The organism is Ruegeria sp. AB7 (assembly GCF_056542625.1).
Map to the genome: position 1 here is coordinate 27549 of NZ_JBQGAC010000001.1, position 15629 is coordinate 43177.

Here is a 15629-nt window from a genome sequence, read left to right on the forward strand (position 1 = left end):
AGGACAATGGCAAAGACCCAAGACTTTACCGCGACCCTGAAAGACATGATGGGCGCGTTCCCGGTTGACACAACCGCTCTGGAAGACGCATTCAAATCGACCGCTTCTCTGAACGAAAAGCTGTCGGGTGTTGCTCTGGACGCAGCTGAGAAATCGGCTGAAATCTCGAACAAATGGACCAAAGAAACCCTGGCCAAACTGACCGAGATGTCGAAAGCAAAAACCGAGCCTGCGGATTACGCAAAAGCTGCAACCGACTTCGCAAGCGCGTCGGCTGAAGTTGCTGCTGAAAACCTGGCTGCTTTCGCTGAGATCGCGAAAAAAGTTCAGACCGAAACAGTTGAGCTGCTGATGGCGGCTGGCAAAGACGCTGCAGAAGATGCAACCGCAGCCGTCAAAAAAGCCACCAACGAGGTGACCGCTGCAGCAAAGAAAGCAGCAACCACCAAGTAAGATAAGACTGCGACTTAGCACCCATTCCTCCCAAATGGTGCAATCGCTGCGGGCAGGTCGCTTGACCTGCCCTTTCTTTTTGTTCTGCAGTCGCATAACCTGCGCTGCAACGCATCATCCTTGGGGAGGGTACAGGGTGTCGGAACAAGACAAACCTCTGCTGATCAAGCGCTATGCCAGCCGTCGGCTGTATAACACCGAGACCAGCGATTACGTGACGCTTGAAGATATCGCCGGTTTCATCCGCGACGGGCGCGAGGTTCAGATCATTGACCTGAAAACCGGTGATGACCTGACTCGTCAGTATCTGCTTCAAATCATTGCCGAACACGAAAGCCGCGGCGAAAATGTTTTGCCGATTAATGTGCTGAACGATCTGGTGCGCAGCTACATGGTGCCGGGCGGGGGCATGATGCCGCAATTCCTGCAAAGCTCGTTCGACATGCTGCGCGAGAGCCAGTCCAAGATGATGGAAAACATGAACGCCATGAACCCAATGTCCCAGATGCCGGGGTTCGAGGCGATGCAGGCGCAGCAAAAGGCCTTTCTAAAAGCCATGACCGGTGGTCTGTCGGGAAACTGGTCGGGGCCGGATGATGAACAAGAAACATCGCCCGAACCCAAAGAGGATTTGGACGACATCAAAAAGCAACTTGCCGAGCTGCAGCAAAAACTATCGAAGCTGAGCTAGCCTGACCGATGCGCTGGCTGTCTGTTCTGGGCGCGTTGATCTGGGCCCAGACTGCACAGGCCCAAGGCCAGTTTACATCCGTGTGGGAACCTATCTGCACAATGGGTCGGGATACGGCTGCGGGCTGCGACGAGATTCGCGCGCGCGAAATTCTGGATGCAACGACCCCGCCCTGGCGCGCCATTGGTCGGGTCAATTTTGCCAGCCGCAGTCAGCGGTCCCATTGTACAGGCGTGCTGGTGTCTGAGCGGCTGGTTTTGACCGCGGCACATTGCTTGTACAACAGCGCGCGCAACCGCTGGATTCCTCCGGCCAGTATCCGGTTTGCCGCAGGGTATCAGCGCGGCGAGGCTGCCGCCGTGTCCAATGTGTTGGCCTATCGGCTGGATTCGGAACAGGGGCGCGACGGTGTATTCAACAATCGCGCCGATCTGGATTGGGCCGTGTTGGAGTTGGCCGAGCCAATTGGAGAGCAGGTTGGTTTTTTCGATATTTCCCGGACTGTCCCGCAGATGGGCTCGTTCGCGGGCTATCCCGGATTGCGGCCCCACGTGCTCAGTCGCACCGATAGCTGTAATGCCGCACAGGCCGGCCAAGGGCTGATGCGCGCGATCTGCCCCGTCATGATGGGGGATTCCGGTGCGCCGTTTCTGATGCAAACAGAAACCGGGCTTGCCGTTGCCGGGATTTTGTCGCGCGTCGCGCCAACCCCTGACGGGATCGACGCATTGTTACTTTCAGTTCATGACCTTGATCTGCAATAGTACTGACGATCAGGTCCCGTAGACTGGCACCGGGCCAACAACCTCGCCAACAGAAGCCAGCAGGATGTCCGAGATTACGTCCAGTTCATCGCGCCTCAAACGCACGGGCAGACGTACATCGCAGGCCTTCATCAGCATCGCACGGGTCTGTGGCAGGTCGAACTGTTCGGGTAGGAACTGCCAGTTCCAGAAGGCACGAGCGTTATCCTGGCTCAGTCCAAAGACCTGCACCTTGACACCGCGTGCCTCGGCTGCGGCGGCAAAGGCGCGGATTTCATCGTCGCTGAGGTCAACCAGATTGAATTGGATCGAATCCGGTGCGCGCTGCTCGGGTGTCAGAGGGGCAGGGACATCGATGTAGGGCGATGTGTTCAGACGATCAGCCACATAGTCATGGTTTGCCAGCCCGTCGCGGACACGGCGTGCCAATTCGGGGATTTGCGGACGAATGACTGCGGCGCTGAGGTTGCTCATGCGCAGGTTATACAGTGGCAACTGGTTCTGCCATTTGGCAAAGGCCTGTTCCAGCTCTGTTGAGCCAGAGTGCTTTTTCCAGTTGTGCTCGTATGCGCCCGACATGATGACAGCCCGCGCCACAAGATCCGCATCGTCGCTGACCAGAATGCCACCTTCGCCTGCGTTGATCATTTTATAGGACTGGAACGAGAAGCAGCCGACCTTACCGATGGTGCCAATATTGCGCCCATGCCAGGTTGTGCCTAATGAGTGGGCGGCGTCTTCGATCACCGGGATGTCGCGAGCTTCACACAGCTCCATAATCGCGTCCATGTCCGAGGTATGGCCGCGCATATGGCTGATGATCACTGCCTGCACGCTGTCCAGCTTGGCCGTGAAATCGGCCATATCGACGCGATAATTGTCCCCGACTTCGCACAGAACCGGAATGCAATCCGCGTGAACAATCGATGACGGCACGGCGGCAAAGGTAAATCCGGGGATCAGAACCCGCGCATCGCGGGGCAACCCAAGCGCCTTGAGCGACAAAAACAGCGCGGCAGAACAGGAAGAGACCGCCAGCGCGTATTTTGTGCCGAGCAGTTCGGCAAACTCTGCCTCCAGAAGAGCAACGGGCGCATCCTGAGGTGCGGTATAGCGAAACAGATCGCCTGACTTCATCAGGGCGTCGATTGCGTCTCGGGCGGCTGCGGGGATGGGTTCGGCTTCATGAACGTTGGGTACAAGCGTCATATTTGGATTTCCCGAATTTTATCTTTGGGAAATATAAATTCGATGTGCAGGCAAGCCAAGTCCCAATTCGCATCGTCAGCGAGATTTCACCAATTCGTCGTAAAGAATGTGTTCAGATACCCAGCCTGTCACGCAGCGCATACCAAGTCATGGCCAGTATCAGCAACGGCGTCCGCAAAGCAGGACCACCCGGGAAGGGCACTGCAGGAACGCGGGCCATGGTATCGAACCCCTCAGCCTGCCCCTGGATCGCCAACGCCATGAGTTGCCCTGCATGGGTCGCGGTGCCGACGCCGTGGCCAGAATAACCCGAGGCGGACAGGATATTTGGCGCAACCCGGGTCAAATAGGGCATGCGCCGCATGGTGATGCCCAGTGTTCCGCCCCATGCGTAGTCGATTTTGACGTCACGCAGATGCGGAAAAATCTCGGTCATCGGCTTACGGACTTTTGCGGCGATGTCCTCGGGGAAACGATAACCATAACTTTCGCCACCCCCAAACAGCAGCCTGCCATCGGCGCTTAGCCGGAAATAGTTTATCACGAACTTGGTGTCAGCAACGGCGATATCTTTGGCCAAAACTTTTTGCACTTCAGCGCCCAAAGGTTCGGTTGCCGCGATGAAATTGTTGATGGGCATCACGCGCGATGCAACTTGCCGGTTCAGATCTCCGAGGTATCCGTTGCAGGCCAGAATAACGTGATCGGCAGTGATCTTGCCCTTTTCAGTGCGTACAGTGACACGAGCGCCCTGATCGATGCCAAGAACTTCGGTGTCTTCATGCAGTCTTAATCCGGCTCTGACAGCGGCACGCGCAAGGCCGAGGGCGTAGTTCAACGGGTGTAGGTGCGCGGCACCATTGTCCAGATACCCACCCGCATAGGCTGGTGAGGGGCAAAGCCCGCGCGCGGCATCGGCATCTAAAGTTTCGATTTGGTCGTATTTGTATTTACCCGACAGATGCGCCGCGTGATCATGTAGCTCTGCGCGCTCCGAGTTGTTAAAGCCCAGAACCGCAATGCCGGGCTTCAGGTCGCAATCGATCTGATGTTTTGAGATCAGAGATTTGACCAGATCCTTGGCTTCTTCGGCCAGATCCCAAAGCTTTAACGCATCTTCATCGCCGACAAGCCGTTCAAGATCCTCTTGATCCAAACGCTGCGCGCTGCCCAGTTGGCCTCCGTTGCGACCCGAAGCCCCAAAGCCCGCGCGATGAGCTTCCAGCAGGACAACATCGAACCCAGCCTCAGCCAGGTGCAATGCTGCCGAAAGGCCCGTGTATCCGCCTCCGACAATGCAGACGTCTGCGGTATGGTCGCCTTCAAGCGCCGGGTGGCGGTCAAAGGCGTGCGCCGTCGCGGCATACCAGCTTGGCGGGTACTCAGCCTTGCGGTCATTAGAATACAGCAGGTTCATCGCGTCTTTGCCCTAGACGTTCATCAGCAGATGCTCGCGTTCCCACGGGGAAATGACCTGCAGGAACTCTTCGTACTCAGCACGTTTGACGATGCCGTAGACACGGGCGAACTCGGGACCCAGAACTTCGTGCAGGGCAGTGGCTTCATCAAACAGATCCAGAGCTTCACCCATGATCTGAGGGATGTCGCCGTCGCCTTCATAGGCGTCGCCATAGAATTGGCGGCGTGGGCGCTCTTGCTGAGTCAGGCCCAAATAGCCGCAGGCCAACGACAATGCGATGCCCAGATAGGGGTTGCAGTCCATGCCTGCGATGCGGTTTTCGACCCGGCGCGCCTCGGGGCCGGACAGAGGTACGCGAATGCCAGTTGTGCGATTGTCGCGCGCCCACTCCAGATTAATCGGGGCCGCATGGTCTTTGACGTAGCGGCGATAAGAATTCACATACGGTGCCATCACCGCCAGCCCTGCGGGCAGGTGATTCTGCAAGCCGGCGATGAAGTGATAAAACGCATCCGTCTCGCCACCTTGTGGACCGGAGAAGATGTTCTGTCCCGTTTCTTTTTCGATGATCGAGTGATGGATGTGCATGGCCGACCCCGGCTCATCTTCGATCGGTTTTGCCATGAACGTAGCAAAGCAGTTGTGACGTAGCGCGGCTTCGCGGATCAGGCGTTTGAAATAGAATACCTCGTCCGCCAGCTTCACCGGATCGCCATGACGCAGGTTGATCTCTAGTTGTCCGGCACCGCCTTCTTGCGTGATCCCGTCGATCTCAAACCCCTGAAATTCGGCAAAGTCGTAGATGTCGTCGATCACCGGCCCGAATTCATCCACCGCTGTCATCGAGTAAGCCTGCCGCGCCGCCGCAGGTCGGCCCGAGCGGCCCATCATCGGCTTGATACCCTGCGCCGGGTCTACATTTGGCGCGACAAGAAAAAACTCCATCTCGGGAGCGACAACCGGCTTCCAACCTTTGTCGTGATACATCTTCACAACGCGTTTGAGCACATTGCGGGGGCTGAAAGGGATCGGCTCTCCATCTCGATCGAACGCGTCGTGAATCACCTGCAAGGTCCAGTCGCCCGTCCAAGGAGCGGCCGACGCAGTTGAGAAATCGGGTTTCAGGATCATGTCCCGCTCGATGAAACCGTCCTCACCTGCAGCTTCGCCCCAATCCCCTGTGATGGTCTGGTAGAAAATGCTGTCGGGTAGGTGAAAATAGGATTGCTTGGCAAACTTTGACGCCGGGACCGCCTTGCCGCGGGCGATGCCGGGCAGGTCAGAGATGATGCATTCAACCTCATCCAGCCGTTTGCCTTCAAAGTAGGTGCGCGCCGCCTCAGGCAGCTGATCTGTCCAGTCGGCCATCAGGCCCTCGCTTTCTTTAGGAACTCTGCCATGTGGTGGCCGATTTTGGCATTATCATCCGGGGCGTCTTTCCGGTTCGCTGCCGCCTGCATCAACGCATCGGGAACCACGCCTTTGCCTCGGGTCTCCATCAAGCCCTGTATGAAGTCATTTCCATATTCAGGATGGGCCTGCACGGTCCAGATCGTATCGCCATAGGTGACCATGGCGTTTTGGCAAAAGTCATTCGTACCGGTGACCACCGCACCTGCGGGCAGTTTGGTCACTTGATCCTGATGCCAAGCATTCAAGGTGACGGTCTGATCGCCAAAGCTGTATTCCGTGCGTCCTACAGCCCAGCCACCATCAAACTTTTCCACTTTTCCACCAAGCGCTTGTGCGATGATCTGATGGCCAAAGCAAACACCAATCAAAGGGTTCCCTGTCTTCTGAATATCCCGGATCAGCTGTTCAAGCGGGGGAATCCAAGCGTGATCTTCGTATGCGCCATGACGAGATCCGGTGATGATCCACCCGTCGGCCTGATGCGCGTCTTCCGGAAACTCACCATCGACCACTGCGTAAGATTGGAATTCAAAGCCGTTCCCACCCAGTAATGCGCGAAACATGCCATCATATTCCCCGAATTGTTCATGCAATTCATCGGGTGGGTGGCCGGTTACAAGGATGCCGATTTTCATAGTTCACCAAATTTGATCAAATTTATTCTAACGGAGCGAAGCGAGCTGGGCAAGAGGTTCAAACGCTCTCAAGATAGCTGAGCCAGTGCTCGTCAGGGGGGTGGGACGCGAAGCGTGCAATTTCCTGCCGTTTGGTCATTACCAGGTTGCGGATCAGATCGTCCGGGAAAATGCGCGCAACTACCGGGTCAGTTTCGAAAGCAGAGATGGCCGACGGCCAGTCGGCTGCCAGTTGCGGCAGATCCGTCAACTCATAGGCATTGCCCGAAATCGGGCCGGGCGGTCGCAGGCCATCCTCGATCCCAACCATTGCCGCGCCCAGAACTGCGGCCAGCATGAGATAGGGGTTGATGTCACCGCCAGCAACGCGATGTTCGATCCGTCGGGCGGCAGGGGCACCACCCGGAATGCGCAGGGCCGCCGTGCGGTTTTCATAGGCCCAGCTTGCTCCGGTGGGTGCGTGGGCACCAGGCACCAGGCGCGTGTAAGAATTGCCATGAGGAGCGAAGATCAGCGTAGAGCCGGGCATCGCGGTCAGACATCCAGCAACCGCCGAGCGCAGTTCATCGGTTCCCTCGGCCCCTCCGTCATCGAAGACATTGCGTCCATCGACATCGTCGACCGAGAAATGCACATGCATTCCGTTGCCCGCATCCTCGGCATAGGGCTTGGACATGAAGGTTGCTGTGAAGCCATGCTTGCGGGCCACGCCACGCGCCAAGGTCTTGAAAAGCCACGTATCATCGGCGCAGCGCATGGCGTCCTGATGGTTCAGATTGATCTCGAACTGACCGATCCCGCTTTCAGATATTGCAGTCTGAGCAGGAATACCCATAGCGGCGCAACCATCATAGAGGTCGGTGAAGAACGCATCAAACGCGTCCATTTCGGCCATCGACAGAACGGCTTCGTCCCGCAGCCTGCGGCGCGTGACCGGGTTGATCGGAGGCTGCGGTTGGTCGCCTGAGGCGTCAAGCAGAGTGAACTCGAGTTCGGTGGCGGCGATGACCGACCAGCCCCGTTCGGAAAATCGATCTAGAACCGCAGAAAGCGCGTGTCTCGGATCGCCCGCAAAAGGCGTGCCGTCATCGTGGTACAGGCACATGGGCACCAGCGCGGTGGGTGTATCAAGCCAGGGCATGGGAACCGGATCACGCCCGGTGGGGCGCAACACACCATCTGCATCACCGCTTTCGAAGACAAGCGGGCTGCCTTCGATATCAGCGCCCCAGAGATCGACATTGAGCGCAGAGAACGGCATGCGCACGGCGCCTTTGTCCAACTTGGCACCGTATGAGGGCGGCACGCGTTTGCCACGCATCTGACCGTTGAGGTCACAGGCGGCGACGCGGAATGTATGCAGGGCGCTCAGGTCCATTGGGGGCTCCGTGGTCTAGTCACGAGAGGTTTAAATCAGGATTAGCGTCTTGTCACGAAATTTGATCAAATTACGAGCAGGCGTCGCTTCCGGTGGGGCGCGAAGTTGAAAATCAACCGACTTGTACAGTGGTCGAGACCGCTGTCTTCCGAGTTGTACAACATTCAGGTGCCCGATTGTGCCGGGCGTAGCGATACCTATAGTCTCAGATATGTTCATCTTTCTTACCATAGTGTTACTGATCGCAGGCGGGGTCGGCTATTACGTCTGGTCCAAGAGACAGGCCCGCGCGGCGCTGTTGGCGACGCGTCTGACCTCGGATCAACGGGACATCATTGATCAGCAAGTTCCCATCATCCGGCGGCTGCCCGCCGGGCTGCGCAGCCACTTGGATGGCAAGGTGAACCTGTTTCTGGATCAAGTGAGCTTCTACGGCTGCGACGGGTTGGAAGTGACTGAGGAGATGGAGTTGTCGATTGCGGCGCAGGCCTGTTTGCTCGTGATCAATAGCGACATTTGGTATGACAATCTGACGACCATTCTGATCTATCCCAATGCGTTCAAGTCAAAGCAGCAGCGGCGCTCGGGCTATGTCGTGTCCGAGAAAGAGATCGTGCGGACCGGGGAAAGCTGGGATCGCGGACCGGTCATTTTATCATGGGCACACAGCCAGCAGGGCGCTCTGGATGATCGCGACGGGCAGAACGTAGTGCTGCATGAATTTGCGCATCAGATCGATGATCTGTCCGGGGGTACAAATGGCGTACCGATCCTGAGTGAAGGGCAGAGCTTTGCCGAATGGGAAAAGGTATTCCTGACCGCCTATGACGCGCATGTTCACGCGGTTGAAAGCGGGCGGCACACGGTTATCGACCCCTATGGCGCAACCGGGCATGAAGAGTTCTTTGCCGTCTCGGTCGAAGTGTTCTTTGAGCGCCCGAAAGCGCTGAAGCACGAGGTGCCCGAGGTCTATGAGCAGCTTTCGAAACTGTTCCGGCTGAACCCGGTGGAGTGGGCTTAGCGCGCCAAATTTAGTCGGAAGCGCATCTTGGCTTTCCGCTCGGCAGGCAGGTGGCGGTTCAGGCGTTTGTTGACCCTTCCGAAGCCCCAAACGATGACCAGCGTTAGCAGGATGAAATAGAACGCCAGAATCGGGTAGGGGATGAAGGGGTTAAACGTCTTGTCCGCGAAATAGCTGGCGTAGTACAGCGCGTCTCCGCGTTGTTGCCAGGCCGGGAAGGCCGAGAAGAAGACCAACGTTGTAGACTGGAAGACAAAGATCGCTTCGTTCGTATAGGCGGGCCACGCCAGCCGCAGCATGGTGGGCCAAACGATACGTCGGAAGCGGGACCAGCCCGACATGCCATAGGCATCCGCCGCCTCAATATCGCCTTTGGGGATCGAACGCAGGGCGCCATAGAAGATCTCACCCGAATAGGCGGAAGTATTCAGGAACAGCACGATCAGCGCCCCCAGCCAGGCCGAGGTGAAGGCGTCGAACATCGGATAGGGCTTCTTCAGCGAAAGGAAGAAGAAATAGGCAAAGAAGAACTGGATGAACAGCGGCGAGCCGCGGAACAAAAAGATGAACCACTCGGACGGTTTACGCAGCCATTTATTCGACGAGGCTTTGCCGACGGCCAACGCGGTGGCGAGGAAGAACCCCGTGACCATCGCCATGATCCCGAAATAGATATTCCAGATCATGCCCGAGCCGATCAGCGTGAAGTGCTCGCACAGGGTGAAATCGGTTTTGGGCAGCAGGCGCTCGCCAAAGCCCAGCGAACGGAGGCCGTAGTCCTGAATGGTCTGGATGCAGCTCATGCGGTGGTCTCCTTGCGCAGAAGCTCTCCGCCCGATGTGGCCTGACCATGGGACAGGCGGCGCATCAGTTTCTCAAGCCCGATTTCCGAGACGCGGGTCATGCCGAGGTAGAAGATCAGCAGGGCGAGGAAGTACCACATGCGCCAGTCGCCATGAGGGTAATCGGTAAAGCGGGATGTTTTTGTGCCACCCAACTCGCGCGCCCAATAGACGATATCTTCGATGCCCAGCAAGAAAAGCAGTGGCGTGGCCTTGATCAGCACCATCCACAGGTTCGATAGGCCGGGTAGGGCGTAGACCCACATTTGCGGCACCAGGATACGCCAAAAGGTCTGGCGGCGTGTCATGCCGTAGGCTGCGGCCGTCTCAAGCTGGGCGTGTGGTACAGCGCGCATGCCGCCGAACAGGACGTTGGCGGCAAACGCGCCGAACACGATAGAGAATGTGACGACGGCAAGGAAGAAGCCGTAGGTTTCATGCACCCATTCGGGTGCAGTGCCCAGCGGCAGCTTGGCGGCCTGACAGACGATGAAGTCGTTGCCCTGCCGCACCGGATCGGTCCATTCGGGGCAGAGCACTTTATGGCGCAGCCATTCAAAGCCCTGATCCAGAGCGATCACGAAGAACAGAAAGAAAGCGATATCAGGCACGCCACGCACGATGGCGATATAGGCCTTACCCAGCCAGCTAAGCGGCGGGAAATGCGATCGCGCTGCCATAGCGCCGGCAAAACCGAAGCTCAGGGCGACCGGGGCGGTGACGGCCAGCAGACCCAGCACCTTGAAGAACGACAAGTAGAACGACCAGTGGACGCCATTGGTCAGATAGCACGAGAACCAGCGGAACGTGCCCAGCGTGTCAGGATCAGCGCAGTAGGAGAACATAAGGCGTCTTTCGAACGTCTGGCCGGTCTCAGGTCCGGCAGGTCCGGCGCGCGCACGCGCCGGACAATTGGACGGAGGGCTTAGTTGGTTACGACCGAGCCGTCTGTGTTGTATGTAGCGATACCTTCGCCAAACCATTTGACCAGCATCTCGTTGAGCGTGCCGTCTGCCTTCATGGAAGAAATCGCGTCATCGAACTTGCCGCGCAGTTCTGCGTCGCTCTCGCGCAAGCCCATGCCGATGCCACCGCCCAGCGGGACAAGATCGCCGACAAAGACCAGCTCGCCACCGGATTCCTCAACAATCGGGACCAGGAAGTCATAGTCAGCCAGCACAGCATCCGCTTCGCCATTGCGTACGGCGGCGATGGTTTCTTCGGGGGTGGCGAATTCGACCAGAGTCGCGCCGGATTCAGCAACGTGACCGGCCTGAATGGTTGCGGTCTGTGCAGCGACGATGCCACCTTTCGTGTCAGCGCCATCTGAAGCAGCTACGTAAGCTGAGGCGGTCGGCGGGTAGTAGTTCTGGGTAAAGTCGATGACCTCATCGCGTTCGTCAGTGATCGACATGCCGGCGATGATGGTATCGTAGTTGCCCGAAACCAGGTTCGGAATAATCGAATCCCAGTCATTCTTGACCCATTCGCACTCCAGACCGGCGCGCTTGCACAGCTCGTCACCGACTTCACGCTCGAAGCCGTCGATCTCACCAGCATCATTGATGAAGTTGTACGGAGGGTAGGCGCCCTCGGTGCCCATGCGCACAGTTTCGGCCATTGCGATACCGGCGGTCAACGCCAGTGCTGCGGTGGTCAGAATCAGGTTTTTCATGAGTTACTCCCCTTTATTGGTTCTGTCCGTTGGTTAAGCCGCCTGAGTGGCGGAGAGAAAGCCCTGAAGCCGTTCGGATTCAGGGGCAGTGAAAATGTCTTCGGCTGAACCCTCTTCTTCGATCAGGCCCTGATGCAGGAACACAACGTGGCTGGAGATATCCGCAGCCATCTTCATGTCATGGGTCACGATGATCATGGTGCGGCCTTCTGCGGCCAGATCCTTGATCACTTTGATCACTTCCTGTTCCAGTTCGGGATCGAGCGCTGAGGTCGGTTCGTCAAACAGCAGCGCCTGAGGTTCCATGCACAGCCCACGTGCGATTGCGGCGCGTTGTTGCTGTCCGCCCGATAGTTGCGCCGGATAGACGTCGCATTTGTCGCCGATGCCGACCTTTTCCAGATATTTGCGCGCGCTGTCTTCGACCTCGGCCTTGTCGCGGCCCATGACAGTGACCGGAGCCTCCATCACATTCTGCAGGATGGTCATATGGGCCCACAGATTGAACTGCTGGAACACCATCGACAGATTTGTGCGGATGCGCAACACCTGCTTGGGATCGGCGGGACGGCGATGATTGTGGCTGCCAGTCCAACGGACGGGCTCGCCTTTGAACAGAATCTCGCCCTCTTGGCTGTCTTCCAACAGATTGCAGCAGCGCAGCAGGGTAGACTTCCCCGAACCGGATGATCCGATCAGCGACACGACGTCGCCGCGATGCGCGGTGATGTCCACGCCCTTGAGCACCTCGAGTTGGCCAAAGCTTTTGTGCAGGTTCTTGATCTCAATGACGGGAGCGGCGTCTGTCACGGGCAGTCCAGATATGATTGGTGTTGGTGCGGTAATAGGGCTGAAAAATCGGGCTAATGCAATGCGCAATTGACAAGTTCACGCAGCGAAATTGCCAAATCGGGCGGTCGCGCTGTCTAAACTGTCAGTTTGTTGGGCGCATTCTGTGACTCGATGCACCATTATCGACAGGTCAGCCAGATCAATCTCTTGATTGCGGCCCAGAGATTCAGGTCACAGGATTCCGGATCAACCGAGGTGATCCTCAGCGAAACCAAATTTATTGAACTGGCTTGATCCAATCACCAAAACTGTTTGAATTTGGGAATAATTCGTTTTGAGTTAAAGATTGAAATATACGAATTCAATTCACGTAAGGGGCTTCTTGTGATCGCGCTATTATTTGCATTGTTCGCCGGCACGATGGTGCTGGCATACTTTAAGCTGGTCAGAATTTCATACGCATTGTTCGTGCTGACGCTTTTGGCGAGTGCCTACTGGCTGAAGTTTCACGCCACGACCCCCTTAACGATTCAACTGTGAGGTCGTCCAATGTCACCTGAATTTGCTCGTAACATGAATGCGATTGGTGCACTGGCGGTTTGCCTGGTTCTGGTGCTTGCCTTCTACTTTCAGCTTGTCCTTTACGAACTGCCCTGTCCGTTATGTTTGCTCCAACGCGTGGGATTCGTGGCCGTTGGGTTCGGGCTTGCTCTGAACCTGTTATGGGGTACGCGCGCCAGAAACTATGGCATCGTGCTGGTGGCGGCGATCTTTGGGATCAGTGTTTCGATCCGGCAGATTCTGCTGCATATCGTGCCCGGAACAGGGCACTACGGCTCCCCGGTTCTGGGCCTACACTTCTATACCTGGGCGGGAGTTGCCTTTGGTTTGATCATCCTTGGCACCGCAATCATGCTGGTATTCGAGAAGCAGTATGATCTTGCGTCGGACGTTCGGGCAACCGAACGCTTCGGAGGAAGTACATTGGCCAAAACAGCGTTTTTCCTGATTTTGGCATTGGCCGTCGCGAACGCTGGTTCGGCGCTTTTGGAGTGTGGGCCCGGCATCTGTGACGATCCGCCGACAGACTACAAGTTTCTGAATGAGCTTGAAGGCAGCGATTCATAGCGCTGACAACGCCCAAAGGCTTGCCGGTTGATCAGACCTTCGCCGCCTTTTGTCTTGCAAGCGCCGAATCCACATCGCTCACGCCGAGCAGGCTGACGACAAGGCGTAGCAGAGAATCCTCTTCACCGCTGCGGTGCCCATCCGCCAGTGCGACCGACCACATGGCCTGCACAACGGCCAGGCGGTCGTCATAGGCGATGGCCTCTTTGATGGCGCGAGTAAAGCGGACGGTGTCGGGCGCCTCGGCTTCAAGGTCTTCGGCTCGGGCGCGCAGGGCTGCGGCCTCAAATGGCGACAGGCCGTAGCGTTCGGCCGAGATGCGGTCGATTCGGGCCATCTCGGTATCGGCATAGTCATTGTCGGACCGCGCGATACGCACCAACAGGGCGGTGAGGGCCAGACGGGCATCATCTTCGACAAGCGGGTCGGGCTGCGGCTGTGTGAGCCGGGACAGGAAATCACTGAACATAAGCGTTTATATAGAGATAGCCTAGGTCGCTTCCAAGCGGCTTTGTATCCGCTCGCGTGCCGCTTTGCTGTCGTTGAAGCTGAGGCCCATGGCAATGCGGGCTTCTTCGACGATCTTGACCTCGCCCTCGTCCGAGTTGCCATCGGCCAGCACGACCTCCCACAGGGCGTCAAGCGCGGCCAAGCGTTCCTGAAGATCGGTGGTTTCGCGGATCAGTTTGCCGAATGTATCTGTTTCCGGAGCAGCTGCGTGCAATTTTTCGCAGGTGGCGCGGACCTTGGCGGCCTCGATCGCATTGTGCTGGTAAAGTCGCGCAAGAATGCGGTCGATCAGGCTGATCTCTTCCAGCTTGTAGTCGCGGTCGGCCTGCGCGACACGTACCAGCAATGCCCCCAGGGCCAGTTCGGCATCGGGATCGGGCAGTTTGTCATGTTGCGGCGGCCGAAAGGCCTGGAAGAATTTTTTCAACATATCGGCAGGATATTCCGTAATTCGAGGCGCGCCAAGCGGTGCTAGCCCTCATAGCCCTGAATAATCACAAGATCGCCGGTCGAAACCGGATCGCGCAAGGACTTGGCGGCTTGATAGGCATCGCTTTCATAGCAGGCCAGCGCCTGTTCATAGCTGGGAAATTCGATGACAACTGTGCGGGCGCGAGCCTTGCCTTCGGGCTCGCTCCTCTCGCCGCCGCGTACAAGAAACTTGGCCCCGTAATCGGCGAATGGGGCCGCATTGGCAGCAATGTAAGATTTGTAGGTTTCAATGTCGTCTACATCGACATGGGCAACCCAGTATCCTTTGGCCACAAGGTGTCCTCCGCTGGTATCGGATGCAAGGTGCGGAGGAACAGGTTGAAATGCAATCCCCTAAAAGTGGATCATCCACCGGATTGCAGCGCGGCGCGTGCTGAATCCTGTAACCAAGCGGTCATTTGCCGATAGGGAACCGGGCCATAGCTGATCCGGGCCACGCCGAGTTTCGCCAGCGTCGGCGTGTCAGGCGTGCCGGGCAGGGCGATGATGTTGACCGGCAGGTCGGTGGCCGCGCAAAGCTGGCCGATCATGGATTCGTCTTTCAGGCCCGGCGCGAAGAACCCGCTGGCTCCGGCATCGGCGTAGGCGGCCGCGCGGGCCATGGCGTCATCCAGCATCGCTTGATCATGCGTGTCCGGAGCGGCTTTGAGGAAGATGTCAGTGCGGGCGTTGATGAAGGCGGGAACACCGGCAACGTCACAGCTTTCGCGCATCGCAGCGACACGCGCTGCCTGTGTTTCGATGTCATAAAGATCTTTAGTTCCAACGACCTGATCTTCGAAGTTAAAGCCGATTACACCGGTTTCCAGCGCGCGTTTGACATTGGCCGATATGCCAAAAGTATCCTCGGCATAAGCGCCTTCGAGGTCCATGGTGACCGGTATATCAACCGCCTCGACAATGCGGCGAGCGTTGTCTAACGCCAACTCAAACGGGATGTTCTGGCCGTCCGAAAACCCCTGCGCCATCGCGACCGGAGCACTGCCAGTCGCCAGCGCTTTGGCCCCTGCATCGCGTACAGCGACGGCGCTGCCGGGGTCCCAAATGTTATAGAGGATGACCGGATCACCCTTCTTGTGCAGGGCGGCAAATGTTTCTGCTTGGGTAATCTGATCGGTCATGGCCGGTCTCCTGTCGCTGCTATGGCGGCAGTTAACCGTGCAAACCGCCGGCGCGTAAAGATATTTCGCGCCGACTGGTACAAAT

19 protein-coding genes are annotated in these 15629 nt (G+C 57.4%); 6 read left to right on the top strand and 13 right to left on the bottom strand.

From position 1 onward, the window contains the following. Nucleotides 1-6 precede the first annotated feature (6 nt). From ACR0EN_RS00170 to ACR0EN_RS00180, 3 genes are all read left to right on the top strand, one after another. The gene (locus ACR0EN_RS00170) at nucleotides 7-453 is read left to right on the top strand and encodes a phasin family protein (RefSeq protein ID WP_170393620.1); all 447 of its coding nucleotides are present in this window, start codon (nucleotides 7-9) and stop codon (nucleotides 451-453) included. 136 nt (nucleotides 454-589) lie between these two features. Continuing rightward, nucleotides 590-1144 (top strand): polyhydroxyalkanoate synthesis repressor PhaR, encoded by a 555-nt coding sequence (phaR, locus tag ACR0EN_RS00175; RefSeq protein ID WP_170404880.1) that lies wholly within the window; start codon nucleotides 590-592, stop codon nucleotides 1142-1144. 8 nt (nucleotides 1145-1152) lie between these two features. Continuing rightward, nucleotides 1153-1908, top strand: a complete 756-nt coding sequence (locus ACR0EN_RS00180; RefSeq protein WP_170393616.1) for a trypsin-like serine protease — start codon at nucleotides 1153-1155, stop codon at nucleotides 1906-1908. Between the two features lie 9 nt (nucleotides 1909-1917). Here ACR0EN_RS00180 and ACR0EN_RS00185 read toward each other — a convergent pair whose 3' ends face one another. The 5 genes from ACR0EN_RS00185 to ACR0EN_RS00205 form a co-directional block, all read right to left on the bottom strand. Continuing rightward, nucleotides 1918-3117, bottom strand: a complete 1200-nt coding sequence (locus ACR0EN_RS00185) for an aminotransferase class I/II-fold pyridoxal phosphate-dependent enzyme (RefSeq protein ID WP_170817599.1) — start codon at nucleotides 3115-3117, stop codon at nucleotides 1918-1920. A 112-nt stretch (nucleotides 3118-3229) separates the two neighbouring features. After that, a complete protein-coding gene (locus ACR0EN_RS00190; RefSeq protein WP_170393612.1) occupies nucleotides 3230-4534 on the bottom strand; it encodes an NAD(P)/FAD-dependent oxidoreductase in 1305 nt (434 codons plus the stop codon). A gap of 12 nt (nucleotides 4535-4546) precedes the next feature. After that, entirely contained in the window at nucleotides 4547-5905 is a 1359-nt protein-coding gene (locus ACR0EN_RS00195; protein ID WP_170393610.1) for a glutamine synthetase family protein, read from the bottom strand. Then, nucleotides 5905-6585 (bottom strand): type 1 glutamine amidotransferase, encoded by a 681-nt coding sequence (locus ACR0EN_RS00200; protein ID WP_480584660.1) that lies wholly within the window; start codon nucleotides 6583-6585, stop codon nucleotides 5905-5907. The genes ACR0EN_RS00195 and ACR0EN_RS00200 overlap by 1 nt, the downstream gene beginning before the upstream one ends. Nucleotides 6586-6643: 58 nt before the next feature. Beyond that, complete coding sequence (locus tag ACR0EN_RS00205) at nucleotides 6644-7963, bottom strand: glutamine synthetase family protein (protein ID WP_480584663.1); 1320 nt, start codon at nucleotides 7961-7963, stop codon at nucleotides 6644-6646. 211 nt (nucleotides 7964-8174) lie between these two features. Here ACR0EN_RS00205 and ACR0EN_RS00210 point away from each other — a divergent pair, with 211 nt between their 5' ends. Beyond that, nucleotides 8175-8984, top strand: coding sequence for a M90 family metallopeptidase (locus tag ACR0EN_RS00210; protein WP_170817603.1), 810 nt, complete (start codon nucleotides 8175-8177; stop codon nucleotides 8982-8984). Here the strand turns inward: ACR0EN_RS00210 and ACR0EN_RS00215 are convergent. From ACR0EN_RS00215 to ACR0EN_RS00230, 4 genes are all read right to left on the bottom strand, one after another. After that, complete coding sequence (locus ACR0EN_RS00215) at nucleotides 8981-9787, bottom strand: ABC transporter permease (RefSeq protein ID WP_170393602.1); 807 nt, start codon at nucleotides 9785-9787, stop codon at nucleotides 8981-8983. The genes ACR0EN_RS00210 and ACR0EN_RS00215 overlap by 4 nt on opposite strands. Further along, on the bottom strand, nucleotides 9784-10671 hold the full coding sequence (locus tag ACR0EN_RS00220; RefSeq protein ID WP_170393600.1) for an ABC transporter permease: 888 nt from the start codon (nucleotides 10669-10671) through the stop codon (nucleotides 9784-9786). The genes ACR0EN_RS00215 and ACR0EN_RS00220 overlap by 4 nt, the downstream gene beginning before the upstream one ends. 80 nt (nucleotides 10672-10751) lie before the next feature. After that, nucleotides 10752-11501 carry a transporter substrate-binding domain-containing protein gene (locus ACR0EN_RS00225; protein ID WP_170393598.1) on the bottom strand — a complete coding sequence of 250 codons (750 nt, stop codon included), beginning with the start codon at nucleotides 11499-11501 and terminating at the stop codon, nucleotides 10752-10754. A 33-nt stretch (nucleotides 11502-11534) separates the two neighbouring features. Further along, nucleotides 11535-12311 (bottom strand): ABC transporter ATP-binding protein, encoded by a 777-nt coding sequence (locus tag ACR0EN_RS00230; protein WP_170393596.1) that lies wholly within the window; start codon nucleotides 12309-12311, stop codon nucleotides 11535-11537. A 366-nt stretch (nucleotides 12312-12677) separates the two neighbouring features. Between ACR0EN_RS00230 and ACR0EN_RS00235 the strand changes: the two genes are divergently transcribed. Then, nucleotides 12678-12833, top strand: coding sequence for a DUF5993 family protein (locus ACR0EN_RS00235; protein WP_223118239.1), 156 nt, complete (start codon nucleotides 12678-12680; stop codon nucleotides 12831-12833). Nucleotides 12834-12842: 9 nt separating this feature from the next. Beyond that, entirely contained in the window at nucleotides 12843-13421 is a 579-nt protein-coding gene (locus ACR0EN_RS00240) for a disulfide bond formation protein B (protein ID WP_170393594.1), read from the top strand. Nucleotides 13422-13452: 31 nt separating this feature from the next. On the opposite strand, the gene ACR0EN_RS00245 is transcribed toward ACR0EN_RS00240, so the two are convergent. From ACR0EN_RS00245 to ACR0EN_RS00260, 4 genes are all read right to left on the bottom strand, one after another. Then, the gene (locus tag ACR0EN_RS00245) at nucleotides 13453-13890 is read right to left on the bottom strand and encodes a tellurite resistance TerB family protein (RefSeq protein WP_170393592.1); all 438 of its coding nucleotides are present in this window, start codon (nucleotides 13888-13890) and stop codon (nucleotides 13453-13455) included. Between the two features lie 21 nt (nucleotides 13891-13911). Beyond that, a complete protein-coding gene (locus ACR0EN_RS00250) occupies nucleotides 13912-14361 on the bottom strand; it encodes a tellurite resistance TerB family protein (protein ID WP_170393590.1) in 450 nt (149 codons plus the stop codon). Nucleotides 14362-14402: 41 nt separating this feature from the next. Then, complete coding sequence (locus ACR0EN_RS00255) at nucleotides 14403-14696, bottom strand: DUF1330 domain-containing protein (RefSeq protein WP_170563411.1); 294 nt, start codon at nucleotides 14694-14696, stop codon at nucleotides 14403-14405. Nucleotides 14697-14767: 71 nt separating this feature from the next. Beyond that, nucleotides 14768-15544: an isocitrate lyase/PEP mutase family protein gene (locus tag ACR0EN_RS00260; RefSeq protein ID WP_170393586.1), complete on the bottom strand. Its 777-nt coding sequence runs from the start codon at nucleotides 15542-15544 to the stop codon at nucleotides 14768-14770. Nucleotides 15545-15629: the final 85 nt, after the last annotated feature.

What these genes read in the sequence shown, in the direction of transcription:
- ACR0EN_RS00200 (WP_480584660.1), bottom strand. Translation starts at nt 6,585, where the DNA reads ATGAAAATCGGCATCCTTGTAACCGGCCACCCACCCGATGAATTGCAT.
- ACR0EN_RS00240 (WP_170393594.1), top strand. Translation starts at nt 12,843, where the DNA reads ATGTCACCTGAATTTGCTCGTAACATGAATGCGATTGGTGCACTGGCG.
- ACR0EN_RS00250 (WP_170393590.1), bottom strand. Translation starts at nt 14,361, where the DNA reads ATGTTGAAAAAATTCTTCCAGGCCTTTCGGCCGCCGCAACATGACAAA.
- ACR0EN_RS00215 (WP_170393602.1), bottom strand. Translation starts at nt 9,787, where the DNA reads ATGAGCTGCATCCAGACCATTCAGGACTACGGCCTCCGTTCGCTGGGC.
- ACR0EN_RS00195 (WP_170393610.1), bottom strand. Translation starts at nt 5,905, where the DNA reads ATGGCCGACTGGACAGATCAGCTGCCTGAGGCGGCGCGCACCTACTTT.
- ACR0EN_RS00190 (WP_170393612.1), bottom strand. Translation starts at nt 4,534, where the DNA reads ATGAACCTGCTGTATTCTAATGACCGCAAGGCTGAGTACCCGCCAAGC.
- ACR0EN_RS00260 (WP_170393586.1), bottom strand. Translation starts at nt 15,544, where the DNA reads ATGACCGATCAGATTACCCAAGCAGAAACATTTGCCGCCCTGCACAAG.
- ACR0EN_RS00245 (WP_170393592.1), bottom strand. Translation starts at nt 13,890, where the DNA reads ATGTTCAGTGATTTCCTGTCCCGGCTCACACAGCCGCAGCCCGACCCG.
- ACR0EN_RS00180 (WP_170393616.1), top strand. Translation starts at nt 1,153, where the DNA reads ATGCGCTGGCTGTCTGTTCTGGGCGCGTTGATCTGGGCCCAGACTGCA.
- ACR0EN_RS00225 (WP_170393598.1), bottom strand. Translation starts at nt 11,501, where the DNA reads ATGAAAAACCTGATTCTGACCACCGCAGCACTGGCGTTGACCGCCGGT.
- ACR0EN_RS00170 (WP_170393620.1), top strand. Translation starts at nt 7, where the DNA reads ATGGCAAAGACCCAAGACTTTACCGCGACCCTGAAAGACATGATGGGC.
- ACR0EN_RS00205 (WP_480584663.1), bottom strand. Translation starts at nt 7,963, where the DNA reads ATGGACCTGAGCGCCCTGCATACATTCCGCGTCGCCGCCTGTGACCTC.
- ACR0EN_RS00210 (WP_170817603.1), top strand. Translation starts at nt 8,175, where the DNA reads ATGTTCATCTTTCTTACCATAGTGTTACTGATCGCAGGCGGGGTCGGC.
- ACR0EN_RS00220 (WP_170393600.1), bottom strand. Translation starts at nt 10,671, where the DNA reads ATGTTCTCCTACTGCGCTGATCCTGACACGCTGGGCACGTTCCGCTGG.
- ACR0EN_RS00185 (WP_170817599.1), bottom strand. Translation starts at nt 3,117, where the DNA reads ATGACGCTTGTACCCAACGTTCATGAAGCCGAACCCATCCCCGCAGCC.